This window comes from Extensimonas perlucida, assembly GCF_007655255.1.
Classification (GTDB): Bacteria; Pseudomonadota; Gammaproteobacteria; order Burkholderiales; family Burkholderiaceae_C; genus Extensimonas; species Extensimonas perlucida.
On record NZ_VMYE01000001.1, the window covers coordinates 122,229 to 137,291 of the forward strand.

The window sequence follows — 15,063 nt, forward strand, 5'->3', positions numbered from 1 at the left end:
CACAGCAATTTAGCCGAACGTTGCAACGCCATGTCACCCACTCTGCCCATCGACTCTCGTCGCCGCCTCATTGCCACTGGCGCCGCGCTTGCCGTCTTTGCGGCGTGGCCGACTGTTTGGGCTGCGGCGCAGGACAAACCCTTGCGCATCCTCGTGGGTTTTCCGCCCGGCGGTGGCTCGGACGTGATCGCACGCCTGCTCGCCGAAAAGCTCAAAGACGTGCTGCAGCGCCCCGTCATGGTGGACAACCGCCCCGGCGCGGGTGGGCAGCTCGCGGCGCAGTGGCTCAAGGCTGCGCCCGCCGATGGCACTGCGGTGCTGCTGTCGCACGACCATACGATTTCCATCCTGCCGCTGGTGCTCGCGCATCCGGGATACGACCCGCACGCCGACTTCGTGCCGCTGGGCGGTGTGGCCAGCTTCGTCAACGGCCTGGCCGTCGCCCCCGGTACGCCGGCGCGCAGTCTGGCGCAGTACGTGGCGTGGGTGAAGGCGCAGGGCGGCAAAAGCGCCGTCGGCATCCCTGCGCCGGCGTCCACGCCCGAATTTTTGGTGCAACTGCTCGCCAAACGCTATCGGCTGGACCTGGTGGCCGTGCCCTACAAGGGGAGCGCGCCGATGATCGCCGACATGCTGGGCCAGCAGATTCCGGCCGGCATAGGCTCGTCGGCGGACTTCATCGAGCACTTGCGCAGCGGCAAGCTGCACATGCTGGCCGTGGTCGGCGCCCAGCGCCAGGCGGTCTTGCCCGACGTGCCCACGTTTGGCGAGCTGGGCTTTGCGGGGCTGGAGGACACGCCTTTTTATGGCGTCTGGGCGCCGCGTGGCGTGCCGGCGCCGTTCGTTGCCGACTTTTCGCGCGCGCTCGCCAAGGTGTTGGCCCTGCCGGACGTGCACCAGCAGCTCACCGACATGGGTTTGAGCGTGGGCTTCATGGCACCCGAGCAGCTCGACGCGCGCGAACGCGCCTACCGCGCGGCTTGGGCGCGCATCATTCGCGGCAGCGGATTCCGGCCGCAGTGAATCATCCACGACTTGCGCAAATCGGGGTTAGGCAAGGCGTTCGCCCCAAGGCAAAACAGCTCACGGCATCCTTGTTTGCGTAAGTCCAGTCATCCTTGCACCGAAAACAGGAAAGCACACGCATGGCGGATATGCAAACCCGGCTCGGCCTGCAGTGGCCCATCATCCAGGCGCCCATGGCCGGCGTGTCCACGCCGCAGCTCGCGGCAGCGGTTTCGAATGCGGGCGGTCTGGGAGCCTATCGGACTTTGGAATCGTCGGCTGCGAATGCGCCGCAGCGGCCCATTTTTTACCGTCTTCTTGCCCCATGGCGCCACTATGGGGCGGCGAATCCGGCAAAAACTGGCCTCGCCGGGGCGCATTCTCGCTTTCGACGCCCAAAGTCCGACAGGCTCCTAGGCTCCTTGGGCATTGGCGCGAGCAGTGCCGCGCAGGCGCGCGGCATGCTCGAAGCGACCCGCGCGCGCACGGGCCGGCCGTTCAACGTGAACGTGTTTTGCCATGCCCATGCAAAGCGCGATGCCCAACGTGAAGCCGCGTGGGTGCAGCATCTGGCACCGCTGTTTGCCGAAGTGGGTGCGACGCCGCCCGCGGCTTTGCGGGAAATCTACCCGACGTTCCGCGACGATGCGCAAACTTTGGAGCTGCTGCTGCAGCTGCGTCCGGCGGTGGTGAGCTTTCACTTCGGGCTGCCCGACGCGGCGCGGATTCAGGCGTTGCGCGCGGCGGGTATCTTTTTGCTGGCCACGGCGACCGATGTGCACGAGGCGCTGCAGATCGAGCGCGCAGGGCTGGATGCGATCGTGGCGCAAGGCATAGAGGCGGGTGGACACCGCGGCGTGTTCGACCCCGAGGCGCAGGACGAGGGCTTGAGCACCGCCGTGCTCGTGCGGCTTTTGGTGCAGCGCACGCGCCTGCCCGTGATCGCGGCCGGCGGGATCATGGACGGGCAGGGCATTCGGGCCGCGCTCGACCTCGGTGCGTCGGGCGTGCAATTGGGCACGGCGTTCCTCTTGTGCCCCGAGTCCGCGGCCTCCGAGGCCTACCGCGCGCAGTTGCAGAGTGAGCGCGCATCGCACACGCGGCTCACGCGCGTGCTCTCGGGGCGCCCCGCGCGCGGCCTGGTCAACCGCCTGATCGCATGGGGCGAGGCTGCAGGCGCACCGCCACCGCCGGCCTATCCGGTGGCCTACGACGCGGCCAAGCAGTTGCATGCAGCCGCCGCGCGGCAAGGCGTGCATGAATTTGCTGCACATTGGGCGGGGCAGGGCGCGCCGCTGGCGCGTGCGCTGCCGGCGGCGCAGTTGCTGGCCCAGCTGGCGCGCGAGGCGGGATTTTGACGTGTGCTCTGCTACATTCGCCGCCATGATTGATGAGGAACTTGCGGGGAAACACATCGTCTTGGGCCTGAGCGGCGGCGTGGCCTGTTACAAGGCTGCGGAGCTGTGCCGCCAGCTGCAGCGCGCGGGCGCCACGGTGCAGGTGGTGATGACCGAGGCGGCGGCGCAGTTCATCACGCCCGTGACCATGCAGGCGCTGTCGGGGCGGCCCGTCTATGGCTCGCAGTGGGATGCGCGCGAGCCCAACAACATGCCGCACATCAATCTGAGCCGCAACGCCGATGCGGTGCTGATCGCGCCCGCGAGCGCCGACTTCATCGCGCGGCTCGCGCAGGGCCGCGCCGACGAGCTGCTCAGCCTGTTGTGCCTCGCGCGCCCGCGCGAGCGCGTGCCGCTGCTGCTCGCGCCGGCCATGAACCGTGAGATGTGGGCCCACCCCGCGACGCAGCGCAACCTCGCGCAGGTGGCGCAGGACGGCGCCACGGTGCTCGGCGTGGGTTGCGGCGACCAGGCCTGCGGCGAGACCGGCGACGGGCGCATGCTCGAGCCGCACGAGCTGGTCGAGGAGTTGACGGCTTTCTTCACCCCCAAGCTGCTTGCCGGGCACAAGGTGCTGGTCACGGCGGGGCCGACCTTCGAGGCCATAGACCCGGTGCGCGGCATCACCAACCACTCGAGCGGCAAGATGGGTTTTGCCATTGCGCGCGCGGCGCGCGCGGCCGGGGCCGAGGTCACGCTGGTCGCCGGGCCGGTGCACCTGCCCACGCCGCGCGGCGTGCGGCGCATCGACGTGCAGTCGGCGCAGCAAATGCTTGACGCCGTGCTGCAGCAGGTGCAAAGCGCTTCGGTCTTCATCGCCACTGCGGCCGTGGCCGACTGGCGCCCGGCCACGCAGGCGGCGCACAAGATCAAGAAGAACGGCTCGGGCGAGCCGCCGCTGCTGCGCTTCGTGGAAAACCCCGACATCCTCGCGACCGTGGCGCAGCTGCCGCAGGCCCGTAGCGGCGCGCTGTATTGCGTGGGTTTTGCCGCCGAGAGCGAGGACTTGCTCGCCCAGGCCAGCGCCAAGCGCGTGCGCAAGGGCGTGCCGCTGCTCGTGGGCAACATCGGCCCGGCGACCTTCGGGCAGGACGACAACGCCTTGCTGCTCGTCGATGCGAATGGCCACCGCGAGCTGCCGCGCGCGTCCAAGCGCGTGCTCGCGCAGCAGCTCGTGGCCGAGATCGCTGCGCGCCTGCCGCGGAATTGACACCGCCCGGTGCGGCCCCGATGTGCCTGGGGCGCAGCGCGTGCCCATTTTTGTTCGGATTTTTTGCGAGAGGACGCCGTGAAGGTCGATGTGAAGATTTTGGACGCGCGCATGGCGCAGCAGCTGCCCGCCTATGCCACCCCCGGCAGCGCAGGCCTGGACTTGCGCGCCTGCCTGGACGCGCCGCTCACGCTGGAAGCGGGCGCCTGCGCGCTCGTGCCCACGGGGATTGCCATCCATTTGCAAGACCCGGGCTACGCCGCCTTGATCCTGCCGCGCTCGGGGTTGGGGCACAAGCACGGCGTCGTGCTCGGCAACCTCGTGGGCTTGATCGACAGCGACTACCAGGGACAGCTGATGGTCAGCGCCTGGAACCGCAGCGCCCAGGCCTACACGCTGCAGCCCCTGGAGCGCATTGCGCAGCTGGTCATCGTGCCGGTGCTGCAGGCCGAGTTCAACGTGGTGTCCGATTTCGCCGCGCCGAGCGCGCGCGGCACGGGCGGCTACGGCTCCACGGGCACGGCGTGAGGGTGGATGGGGGCAAGGTTTTTTCATGACACAAGCAAACCATTCCTCCTCTGCGGGCAGCCTGCCCATGCTGCAGGTGCTCGCCTGTGGCGCGGCCATCGTCACCTTGTCGATGGGCATACGCCACGGCTTCGGACTGTGGCTGCAGCCGATCACGCAGGACCTGGGCTGGACGCGCCAGAGCTTTGCGCTCGCGATCGCGATCCAGAACCTGGCCTGGGGCCTGCTCGGCGTGCTCGCGGGCATGCTGGCCGACCGCTTTGGCGCTTTTCGCGTGCTCGTCGGCGGGGCGCTGCTGTACGCGCTCGGGCTCGCGGGCATGGCCTGGGCGCGCACGCCGCTGCTGTTTGCCCTGAGCGCGGGCGTGCTCATCGGCGCCGCGCAGGCGGGCACCACGTATGCCGTGGTCTATGGCGTGCTGGGGCGGCAGATCGCGCCGCACAAGCGCTCCTGGGCCATGGGCGTGACGGCGGCTGCGGGCTCGTTCGGGCAGTTTCTCATGGTGCCGGTGGAAGGCGACCTGCTCTTGCACCTGGGCTGGCAGCAGGCGCTGCTCGCCCTGGCCCTGCTGGCGCTCTTGATCGTGCCGCTGGCCTGGGGCTTGCGCGAGCCGCAAATGCAGGGCGCCGCACACGCGCCACGCGCGCAGAGCGCGGGGCAGGCGCTGCGCGAGGCGCTGGCCTGCCCGAGCTACCTGTTGCTGATGGCGGGCTACTTCGTGTGCGGCTTCCAGGTGGTGTTCATCGGTGTGCACATGCCCAGCTACCTCAAAGACCATGGCTTGTCGCTGCAGGTGGGCAGCCAGGCGCTCGCGCTGATCGGCCTTTTCAACGTGCTGGGCAGCTATGCGGCCGGCGTGCTGGGGCAGCGCATGCCCAAGCGCTTCATCCTGGCGGCCATTTATTTTGCGCGCGCCGTGGCGATCGGCGTGTTCCTGCTGCTGCCGCTCAGTCCGCTTTCGGTGTATGTGTTTTCTGCCGTGATCGGGTTGCTGTGGCTTTCCACCGTCCCGCCGACCAATGCCACGGTGGCGCAGATTTTTGGCGTGCAGCATCTTTCAATGCTCGGCGGGCTGGTGTTTTTCAGCCACCAGATCGGCAGCTTTTTCGGCGTCTGGCTCGGCGGTTATTTGTATGACCGCACGGGCAGCTATGACATCGTGTGGCTCATCGCGATCGTGCTGGGCGTGTTTGCGGGGCTGGTGAACCTGCCTGTCAAAGAGGCGCCCTACCGCAGCGCGGCTCAGCCGGTGTGAGCGTACAGCGCAGCCATGAACGAGATGAGGTTGCGGCGCGATCCAACTGAAACCCGGCAAAGGCCTTGGTGGCGCTGGCTGGCCTGGGGCCTGGTGTGCCTGGCATTGCTTGCAGCGTTTGCCGGCTACACCAACCCCGACTTCATGGTGCTGCTCGCGAACCAGGTGTGGGCTTGTTTTTGAAATTGTGGGTCTTTTTCAGCTAAAACCAAGGCAGAATAAGCGCGCGCAGCTCATTTGTCAGGAGTATTTGCAGGTGCACGCAACGCAGCTTCCGTCGGACTGGGTATGCCGTTGGACGCATCTGGTGCCGTCCGGCAGCACGGTGCTCGATGTGGCGTGCGGGGCCGGGCGGCACCTGCGCTGGCTGCGTGCCCAGGGGTACGCGGTGGTTGGCGTGGATATGTCGCAACAGGCCTTGTCTGCCTGCACGGGGCTGGGCGAATTGGTGTGCGCCGATCTCGAAAACGGCCCCTGGCCTTTTGCCGGGCGCAGTTTCGGCGCGGTGGTCGTCACGAATTATTTGTGGCGGCCTTTGTTTCCCGTACTCGTGCAAAGCCTGGCGCCCGGCGGGGTGTTGATTTACGAGAGCTTTGCGCAGGGCAATGAATCCGTGGGGCGCCCGGCGCGGCCGGAGTTTTTGCTGCGGCCGGGCGAATTGCTGCAAGTCTGTGTGGGTTTGCATATCGTTGCTTACGAGGATGGGTTTCTTGCGCAACCAGATCGCTTCGTGCAGCGCATTGCCGCGGTGCGTGGGATGGATGCGGGCGACGCGCCTTTGCGATATTCGTTGCAATCTTGATGCATGCTTTGCAGTGCCCATGCCGAGGCAGGCTGCCAGGAGCCTGTCGGGCTTTGGAATCGTCGGCTGCGAATGCGCCGCAGCGGCCCATTTTTTACCGTCTTCTTGCCCCATAGTCCCGCTATGGGGCGGCGAATCCGGCAAAAACTGGCCTCGCCGGGGCGCATTCTCGCTTTCGACGCCCAAAGCCCGGCAGGCTCCTAGCTTGTAAATCCGCGGCGATTCATTTGCAAGGCCAAGTCTGGCAAGGCCAGTGGGTGCTGGCGATAATCGCGGCTTCTCTTGGCAAAGAAGGGGGGCGTTTCAGCCTGGCGCAAAATCCGTGTTTATAATGAGCGCTCCTTCCACATTTTTCTTTATTCGATACCATGATCAGCTACAAAGAACTTTTGAAGCAACGCGAGGCCCTCGAGCAGCAAATCAATGAAGCGCGGCAGCGTGAAGTGGCGGATGCCCTGGCGCAGGTGCGGTCTTTGGTGGCTGAATTCGGTTTGACGGAGCAAGAAGTGTTCCCCTCCGGGCGCGCTTCCACGCGCGGCCGCGGCCCTATGGCGGGCTCCAAGGTGCCGCCCAAATACCGTGATCCCGTCACGGGCAAAACCTGGACGGGGCGTGGCAAGCCGCCAAACTGGATGCCCAAAGAAAATCGTGAGCAGTTCTTGATCTGAACCTCTGATTTTCAGTCCGGATTCGCGGCTGTGCGCCGCGCCCGTTTGCTGTCCTGTGGCGATAGGGCCAACTTGGCAGGATCGATTGGAAAAGTCGGCTTTTTATTAGGGTGATGGCAGCGCAGCGCCTTGCGATTTGAGTTTCATCGGGGTGCGTTGGGGATATTGGTGCATGTTCTTGCATCTGCGCACCGTGAGTTCTGATTTTGGTGCCGCAGTAAAAGCCAGACGCAATCGATGCGTCTGGCTTTTTGTTTGCCTGGGGTTGGGCGCGCGGGGATGGGTGTTGCATTGATTTTGCGCGGATTCTCGTTATTTTTGCCCTTGGTGCGGCAGGGCTGACCGGCGCGTGTGTGGCAAAGATCAGCCCGCCGGCGCTGCCGCGATATGCCATGCCTGAGTTGGGGCTGGTGTTTTGTGGGCTTTTGCGCTTGCGCTCAATGCTGGTTTGCCACAATAGCGCGATTCTTGGGTTTCATTGGGAGAATGGGTGATGACTGCTTCTGATCGCACGTTCGTACATCCGTATTCGGCGGTGCTGGCTGAGTTCCGCACCGCCTCGGGGAAAACCGGGCGCTTTTATTCATTGCCTGCACTTGCGCAGCGGTTTCCGCGCATCGCGCGTCTGCCGGTGTCGCTGCGCATCGTGCTCGAGGCGGTGCTGCGCCATTGCGACGGCCGCAAGGTGCTGCCTGAGCACGTGGAGCAGCTCGCGAACTGGGCGCCGCAGGCCGAGCGCAAGGACGAAATTCCCTTCGTCGTCGCGCGCGTTGTGCTGCAGGACTTCACGGGCGTGCCGCTGCTGGCCGATCTGGCGGCGATGCGCAGCGCGGCCGCACGGCTCGGCCAAGACCCGCAAAAGATCGAGCCGCTCGTGCCCGTCGATCTGGTGGTGGATCACTCCGTCATGGTGGACTACTACGGCACGCGCAATGCGCTCGATCTGAACATGAAGCTCGAATTCCAGCGCAACCGCGAGCGCTACCAGTTCATGAAATGGGGCATGCAGGCCTTCAAGACCTTCGGCGTGGTGCCGCCGGGCTTTGGCATCGTGCACCAGGTCAACCTCGAATACCTCGCGCGTGGCGTGCACCAGGGGGCGGACGGCGTGGTGTACCCCGACACACTCGTGGGCACCGACAGCCACACGACCATGATCAACGGCATCGGCGTGGTCGGCTGGGGCGTGGGCGGCATCGAGGCCGAGGCTGCGATGCTCGGGCAGCCCGTGTATTTCCTCACGCCCGACGTGGTGGGGCTGGAGCTCACGGGCCAGCTGCGCGAGGGCGTCACGGCGACCGATCTGGTGCTCACCGTGACCGAACTGCTGCGCCGCCACAAGGTGGTGGGCAAGTTCGTCGAATTTTTCGGCGAAGGCGCGCGCACCCTCTCGGTGCCCGACCGCGCCACGCTGGGCAACATGGCGCCCGAATACGGCGCGACCATGGGCTTTTTCCCGGTCGATGAAAAGACCATCGAGTATTTCCGCGGCACGGGCCGCAGCGCCGACGAGATCGAGGCCTTTGAAGCCTACTTCAAGGCGCAGGGGCTGTTCGGCGTGCCGGGCGCGGGCGAGGTCGAATACTCGCAGGTGCTGCGGCTCGATCTGGGCAGTATCGCGCCCAGTCTGGCCGGCCCCAAGCGCCCGCAAGACCGCGTCGAGCTCGCCCAGGTGGCGGCGCAGTTCACCGAGCTGTTCAGCAAGCCCGCAGCCGAAAACGGCTTCAACCGCCCGGCCGAACAGCTGCGCGAGCGCTACCCCGTGCACGTGGGCGCCCAGGCGCTGCCCACGCAGCGCGCCGCCGACGTGACGCTAGCCAATGGCGACGTGCTGATCGCCGCGATCACGAGCTGCACCAATACCTCCAACCCGAGCGTGATGCTCGCGGCGGGCCTGCTCGCCAAAAAGGCCGTGGAGGCCGGCCTTACGGTGCCGCCGCACATCAAGACTTCGCTCGCGCCGGGCTCGCGGGTGGTGACCGAATACCTCACGCAGACGGGCTTGCTGCCCTACCTCGAGCAGCTCGGCTTTGCGCTCGCGGGCTACGGCTGCACCACCTGCATAGGCAACGCGGGCGACCTTGCGCCCGAGATCAACGAGGCCATCACGGCGCACAAGCTCGTGTGCGCGGCAGTGCTCTCGGGCAACCGCAACTTCGAGGCGCGCATCCACCCCAACCTCAAAGCCAACTACCTCGCGAGCCCGCCGCTGGTCGTGGCCTATGCGATTGCCGGCTCGCTCTTGCGCGACTTGACGCGCGAGCCGCTCGGCCAGGGCAAGGACGGGCGCGCCGTCTATCTGCGCGACATCTGGCCCAGCAGCGAAGAAATCCACGCGCTGCTGCGCTTCGCGCTCAACGGCGAGGCGTTCCGCGCCAACTACGCCAAGCTGCAGTCCGACCCCGGCGCGCTGTGGCAAAACATCCAGGGCGTGCAAGGCACGACGTACACCTGGCCGCCCAGCACCTACATCGCCGAACCACCGTTTTTCGCCAACTTTACTCTCGATCAAGGAGCTGTCAGCGCAGGCGGGGCGGGCGTAAAAGGCCAAAATGATGCAGATTCCATCGCCGTGCGCGGCGCGCGCATCATGGCCTTGTTTGGCGACTCGATCACCACCGACCACATCTCGCCCGCGGGCTCCATCCCCGTCAACTCGCCCGCGGGGCAATGGCTGCTCGCGCACGGCGTGAAGAAAGAGGACTTCAACAGCTATGGCGCACGCCGCGGCAACCACGAGGTCATGATGCGCGGCACCTTCGCGAACGTGCGCATCAAGAACCTCATGCTGCCGCCGCTGCCCGACGGCGCGCGCGAGGAGGGCGGCTTCACGCTCTACCAAAACCCCGGCCCGCAGCAGGGTGAAAAGATGTTCATTTTCGACGCCGCCATGCGCTACCAGGCTGAGCACACGCCCACGGTGGTGTTCGCGGGCGAGGAATACGGCACGGGCTCGAGCCGCGACTGGGCGGCCAAGGGCACGCAGCTCTTGGGCATCAAGGCCGTGGTGGCGCGCAGCTTTGAGCGCATCCACCGCTCCAACCTGGTCGGCATGGGCGTGCTGCCGCTGCAGTTCCAGGGCGCCGATTCGTGGCAATCGCTCGGGCTCACGGGCCGCGAAGTCATCGACGTGCTGCCCGACCCGGCGCTCACGCCGCAAAGCGACGCCACCTTGGTGATCCACCGCCCCGACGGCACGCGCGAGCAGGTGCGCGTGACGCTGCGCATAGACACGCCCATCGAGGTGGACTACTACCGCGCGGGCGGCATCCTGCCCTTCGTGCTGCGCCAGCTGCTGGCTGCCTGAGAACAAGTGCGCGTATGCAAAAACAACTGCTGATCGCGGGCGGCGGCATCGGCGGCCTGGCAGGTGCGCTCGCCGCGGCGCGCGCGGGCTGGCAGGTGCGCCTTTATGAGCGTACTGCGGCGTTCAGCGAAGTCGGCGCGGGCGTGCAGCTCGGGCCCAACGTCGTGCGTATCCTGCACGGCTGGGGGCTAGGGCAGGCGCTGCAGGCCGTGGCGGCGCTGCCCCAGCGCATCCAGGTGCGCTGCGCGCTCTCGGGGCATGCGCTCGCGGTGCTGCCGCTGGGTGCCACGATGCAGCAGCGCTACGGCGCGCCGTATGTGACCATCCACCGTGCCGATCTGCACGGTCTGCTGCACGCCGCGGCGTGCGCGCACCCGGACATCGCGCTGCATCTGGGCCAGCGCCTGGAGCGCTTCAGCGACGACGGCAGCGCCGTCACCGTCACCTTGACCGGCGACGGCAGCGCCGGCAAGCCGATCGAAGGCGATGCGCTGCTCGGCGCCGACGGCCTGTGGAGCCGCACGCGCGCGCAGCTGCTCGGCGACATGCCCCCGCGCGTCTCGGGGCACCTCGCCTACCGCGCGCTCGTGCCGCAGCAGGCCCTGGCGGATTTGCCGGGCTTTGCGGGGCGCGACTATGCAGCGCAGGTCACGCTCTGGCTTGGCCCGCGGCTGCACGCGGTGCACTACCCGGTGCGCCGCGGCGAGCTGCACAACCTCGTGGTGATCGTCGAAGGCCCAGCGCCGCAAGACCTCGAATCCTGGGACCACGCCGCGAACGCCGCCGACCTCGCCGCCGCGCTGCACGGCAGCTGCAGCGCGCTGCAGCACCTCGTGCACGGCGTGGCCGCGGCGGGTTGCGGCTGGCGCCTGTGGCCGCTGTGCGACCGCCCGCCGTTGCGCGGGCCGCACGAGATGGCGCGCGGTCTGGTCGCGCTGCTGGGCGACGCGGCCCATCCCATGCGCCCCTACCTCGCGCAAGGTGCGGGCATGGCCATCGAGGATGCGGCCGAGCTCGAGCGCGCACTGGCCATGGACGCGCTGGAATTGCCCTTGCGCCTGCGCCGCTATGCGCTCAACCGCTGGCAGCGCGCGGCGCGCGTGCAGGCGCGCGCGGTGCGCAACGGCCAGATCTTTCACGTGCGCGGGCCCCTGCGCTGGGCGCGCGACGGGGCGCTGCGCCTGCTGGGCGCGCAATTGCTCGACCAACCATGGTTGTACGGGGGCGGTGTGGGCAGTGTGGGCGCATTGCGCGGCGTGTGAGTTCTCGCGGGTCTGCGCCGCTGCGGGGGCCGGCCCGCCATTTCGGCCCCATTCAGCACAGTCATGGGTGTCGTGGTAAGTTCCGGGCCGAATTCAATGCGATCCCGACAATGAGCACCTTGCAAGAAAAAATCCGGGCCCTCGCGCCCCAAGCCATCGCGGGCATGCGCCGCGGCATCGAAAAAGAGGGACTGCGCGTGCTGCCCGACGGCAGCCTCGCGCTCACGCCGCATCCGCTCGCGCTGGGCTCGGCGCTCACGCACCCGCACATCACGACCGACTACAGCGAGTCGCAGCTCGAACTCGTCACGAGCGCGCGCGTGGGCGTCGGCGCATGCGTGGACGAGCTCACCGAAATCCACCAATACGTCGCCCGCACGCTGCACGCGCAGGGCGAGCTGCTATGGAATGCGAGCATGCCCTGCACGCTGCCCACCGACGAAACCATACCGCTCGCGCGCTTTGGCTCGTCCAACATCGGCCGCGCCAAGAGCATCTACCGCATGGGCCTGGGGCACCGCTACGGGCGGCGCATGCAGACCATTTCGGGCGTGCACTACAACTGGTCGCTGCCGGGCGTGGACAGCGCGGGCTATTTTGCGTTGATTCGCAACTTCCGCCGTCATGCGTTCGTGCTGCTGTATTTGTTCGGCGCTTCGCCGGCGCTGTGCCCGTGCTTCGTGCAGGGGCGCACGCACAGCCTGCAGCCCTTGGGGCCAAACGCCTTGTACCTGCCGCATGCGACTTCGCTGCGCATGGGGCGGCTGGGCTACCAGAGCGAGGCGCAGGCCAGCCTCGCGGTGAGCTACAACAGCCTCGAGGGCTACGCTGCCTCGTTATATGAAGCGCTCACACGCCCCTATCCGCCTTATGAGGCCGTGGGCGTGCGCAATCCGGGGGGCGACTACAACCAGCTTGGCACCAGCCTGCTGCAGATCGAAAACGAGTTTTACAGCACGATCCGTCCCAAGCGCACCACGCGCAGCGGCGAGCGTCCCTTGCACGCGCTGCGCGAGCGCGGCGTCGAATACGTCGAAGTGCGCCTGATGGACATAGACCCGTTCGAGCCCGTGGGCATCAGCGCGGCGACCATGCGCGTGCTCGACGTGTTTTTGCTGCACTGCCTGCTCAGCGACAGCCCACCCGACACGCCCGCCGAGATCACCGAGCTGCAGCGCAACCAGCAGCTGGCCGCCGAGCGCGGGCGTGAGCCCGGCCTGTGCCTGCAGCGCCGGGGCCAGAGCGTGCCGCTGACGGCCTGGGCGCAGGAGGTGCTGGACGCCTGCGTGCCGTTGGCTGCAGCGCTCGACGCCGCGCAGGGCGGCAGCGATTACAGCGACGCCTTGCAGCAGGCGTGCGCGCGCGTGCGGGCGCCAGAGCAGACGCCCTCGGCGCGCGTGCTCGCACGCATGGCCCAGGCGCACGGCAACAGTTATGCCGACTTTGCGCTGTACCAGTCGATGGTCGCGCGCGACGCCTTGCTCGCGCTGCCATGGTCGGATGCGCAGCAGGCGCGCTACCTCGCGATGGCGCAGGCCTCGCTGGCCGAACAAAAGGCCATCGAAGCGGCGGACACGCTGCCCTTCGAAGACTGGCGCCAGCTTTACGTCGCCGTGGATGCGCTGAACGCGCCCGGCCATGCCGGTGCATCTGCGCTGGGGCCGGGGCTTTGATCTAGAAAATAAGCATAAAAATGGGCAATGGCGCTTGTCCATCAAGCGCGAGCAGCTCCTACTTTAGGAGCTATTCCCCGCTCAGCGCCGGCGCAGGATGTGGATGTATTCCTCGCCCACGGTTTGCTGCTCGACCAGTTCGTTGCCGGTCTGCTTGGCAAAGGCCTGGAAGTCGCGCAGCGAACCGCCGTCGGTGGCCACCACCTTGAGCAGCTGGCCGCTGGCCATGTCGGCCAGGGCTTTTTTGGCCTTGAGGATGGGCAGCGGGCAGTTGAGGCCGCGGGTGTCGATTTCTTTGTCGATGTGCATGGCGTGTTCCAGGTGGTGCGGTGCGGGGGCGCTCGGCCTCTCACACCTTTTCAGGCGGGGCGGCGCGTGGCGAAATCGACGAACTCTGGCTCGTGCCCGCGTGCGCGCAGCCAGTCGGCGAGTGCAAAGCCCGTGCCCGCGCGCCAGCAGCGCACCTCTTCAGGCGCTTCGAGGCGGTATTCGACGAGCTCGGGCGAGAGCTGCACCTCGCCCTGCGCGACGGCGTGGTAGGCGATGATGACCTGGTTCATGCGCTGGAAGTCGTAGGCGCCGATCAGCGAGAGCGCGCTCACGTCGAGGTTGGTTTCTTCCTTGACCTCGCGCACCAGCCCTTCCTGCGGCGACTCGCCCGCCTCCATGAAACCCGTGATGAGCCCAAAAGCCTGCTTGTTGGGCCAGGCCGCGTTGCGCGCGAGCAGCACGCGCCCTTCGAGCTCGATCACCGCGGCGAGCACGGGCGTGGGGTTGTTCCAATGCGTCCAGCCGCAGGCCGGGCAGCGCAGGCGTTCTTTGTGGATGCCGTCGTCTTCGGCGACGGCCAGCAGCATCAGCGGCGTGCCGCAGTGGGTGCAGTAGCGGGTTTCGTAGCGCATGGATGTTTCAACCTTCGAAGTCGCAATGAGAGCGGAAAGGAGCGGAAAGGGGGCGAAAAACGGCCCGGGGAGCAAAAGCGATTCTCGCGCATCCCGCGCCCGTCGTGCGGATTCTCAGAGTTCGAGGCCGCGCAGGTACTCGCGGAACGATGCGCCCACTTGCGGATGCTGCAAGGCCAGCTCCACGGTCGCTTCCAAAAAACCCTCTTTGCTCCCGCAATCGTAGCGCTTTCCGCTGTATTGGTAAGCGTAAACGGCCTCTTTTCCGAGGAGTCTGGCGATGCCGTCGGTGAGCTGGATCTCGCCGCCCACGCCGCGCGGCTGCTGGCGGATTTCCTCGAACACGCCGGGCGTGAGGATGTAGCGGCCCGCCACGCCCATGCGCGAGGGCGCGTCGGCGGCCTTGGGTTTTTCGACGATGCGCTCAATGCGGATCAGCGGGCCGCCGGCGCTCTCGCCCGCGACGATGCCGTAGCGGTGCACCTGGTCGGCGGGCACCTCCTGCACGGCGATGACCGAGCGGCCCTGCTGGCGGAACGCGCTCATCATCTGCGCGAGCACGGGCGCGCCACCCGGCGGGCCGACCATGAGGTCGTCGGCGAGCAGCACGGCGAAGGGTTCGCGGCCCACGAGCGGCTCGGCACACAGCACCGCATGGCCCAGGCCCAGCGAGCGCGGCTGGCGCACGAAGGCGCAGTCCATGTCGCTGGGCTGCACCGAGCGCACGAGCGCAAGCAGTTCGTCTTTGCCCGCAGCTTCGAGCTCCGCCTCGAGCTCGTAGGCGGTGTCGAAGTGGTCCTCGATCGCGCGCTTGCTGCGCCCGGTGACGAAGATCATGTGCCGTATGCCCGCGGCGTAGGCTTCTTCGACGGCGTACTGGATCAGCGGTTTGTCCACGATGGGCAGCATCTCCTTGGGCGATGCCTTGGTGGCGGGCAGAAAGCGTGTGCCCAGGCCGGCGACGGGAAACACGGCTTTTTGGACGCGGGAACTTTGGGGCATGGTGGGCCTTTCAGAGAGTGCTGCAGATTCGGGAGTTGACAGACGATCGGGC

At 67.2% G+C, this 15,063-nt stretch carries 14 protein-coding genes; 11 read left to right on the forward strand and 3 right to left on the reverse strand.

The window, feature by feature from the left end:
- The first annotated feature begins 30 nt into the window (after nt 1-30).
- The 11 genes from FK527_RS00770 (at nt 31) to gshA (ending at nt 13,107) form a co-directional block, all read left to right on the forward strand.
- Nucleotides 31-1,023, forward strand: a complete 993-nt coding sequence (locus FK527_RS00770; protein WP_144728714.1) for a Bug family tripartite tricarboxylate transporter substrate binding protein — start codon at nt 31-33, stop codon at nt 1,021-1,023.
- 122 nt (nt 1,024-1,145) lie between these two features.
- A complete protein-coding gene (locus tag FK527_RS00775) occupies nt 1,146-2,363 on the forward strand; it encodes an NAD(P)H-dependent flavin oxidoreductase (RefSeq protein WP_246072611.1) in 1,218 nt (405 codons plus the stop codon).
- Nucleotides 2,364-2,388: 25 nt separating this feature from the next.
- The gene (gene coaBC, locus FK527_RS00780) at nt 2,389-3,612 is read left to right on the forward strand and encodes a bifunctional phosphopantothenoylcysteine decarboxylase/phosphopantothenate--cysteine ligase CoaBC (protein ID WP_186298347.1); all 1,224 of its coding nucleotides are present in this window, start codon (nt 2,389-2,391) and stop codon (nt 3,610-3,612) included.
- A gap of 78 nt (nt 3,613-3,690) precedes the next feature.
- Complete coding sequence (dut, locus tag FK527_RS00785; RefSeq protein WP_144729384.1) at nt 3,691-4,140, forward strand: dUTP diphosphatase; 450 nt, start codon at nt 3,691-3,693, stop codon at nt 4,138-4,140.
- Between the two features lie 25 nt (nt 4,141-4,165).
- Nucleotides 4,166-5,395 carry an MFS transporter gene (locus FK527_RS00790; RefSeq protein WP_246072612.1) on the forward strand — a complete coding sequence of 410 codons (1,230 nt, stop codon included), beginning with the start codon at nt 4,166-4,168 and terminating at the stop codon, nt 5,393-5,395.
- A gap of 15 nt (nt 5,396-5,410) precedes the next feature.
- Nucleotides 5,411-5,578, forward strand: coding sequence for a hypothetical protein (locus FK527_RS17175; protein ID WP_186298363.1), 168 nt, complete (start codon nt 5,411-5,413; stop codon nt 5,576-5,578).
- A gap of 73 nt (nt 5,579-5,651) precedes the next feature.
- Nucleotides 5,652-6,197 (forward strand): class I SAM-dependent methyltransferase, encoded by a 546-nt coding sequence (locus FK527_RS00795; RefSeq protein WP_144728716.1) that lies wholly within the window; start codon nt 5,652-5,654, stop codon nt 6,195-6,197.
- 368 nt (nt 6,198-6,565) lie between these two features.
- The gene (locus tag FK527_RS00800; RefSeq protein WP_144728718.1) at nt 6,566-6,865 is read left to right on the forward strand and encodes an H-NS histone family protein; all 300 of its coding nucleotides are present in this window, start codon (nt 6,566-6,568) and stop codon (nt 6,863-6,865) included.
- Between the two features lie 493 nt (nt 6,866-7,358).
- Nucleotides 7,359-10,172 carry an aconitate hydratase AcnA gene (gene acnA, locus FK527_RS00805; protein WP_144728720.1) on the forward strand — a complete coding sequence of 938 codons (2,814 nt, stop codon included), beginning with the start codon at nt 7,359-7,361 and terminating at the stop codon, nt 10,170-10,172.
- A gap of 14 nt (nt 10,173-10,186) precedes the next feature.
- Complete coding sequence (locus tag FK527_RS00810) at nt 10,187-11,434, forward strand: FAD-dependent monooxygenase (RefSeq protein ID WP_144728722.1); 1,248 nt, start codon at nt 10,187-10,189, stop codon at nt 11,432-11,434.
- 110 nt (nt 11,435-11,544) lie between these two features.
- A complete protein-coding gene (gshA, locus tag FK527_RS00815; RefSeq protein WP_144728724.1) occupies nt 11,545-13,107 on the forward strand; it encodes a glutamate--cysteine ligase in 1,563 nt (520 codons plus the stop codon).
- Nucleotides 13,108-13,188: 81 nt separating this feature from the next.
- Here gshA and FK527_RS00820 read toward each other — a convergent pair whose 3' ends face one another.
- From FK527_RS00820 to galU, 3 genes are all read right to left on the reverse strand, one after another.
- Complete coding sequence (locus FK527_RS00820; protein WP_144728726.1) at nt 13,189-13,416, reverse strand: sulfurtransferase TusA family protein; 228 nt, start codon at nt 13,414-13,416, stop codon at nt 13,189-13,191.
- Nucleotides 13,417-13,466: 50 nt separating this feature from the next.
- Complete coding sequence (locus FK527_RS00825; protein ID WP_144728728.1) at nt 13,467-14,009, reverse strand: NUDIX hydrolase; 543 nt, start codon at nt 14,007-14,009, stop codon at nt 13,467-13,469.
- A 114-nt stretch (nt 14,010-14,123) separates the two neighbouring features.
- Nucleotides 14,124-15,011, reverse strand: coding sequence for a UTP--glucose-1-phosphate uridylyltransferase GalU (gene galU / locus FK527_RS00830; protein ID WP_144728730.1), 888 nt, complete (start codon nt 15,009-15,011; stop codon nt 14,124-14,126).
- Between the last annotated feature and the right edge of the window lie 52 nt (nt 15,012-15,063).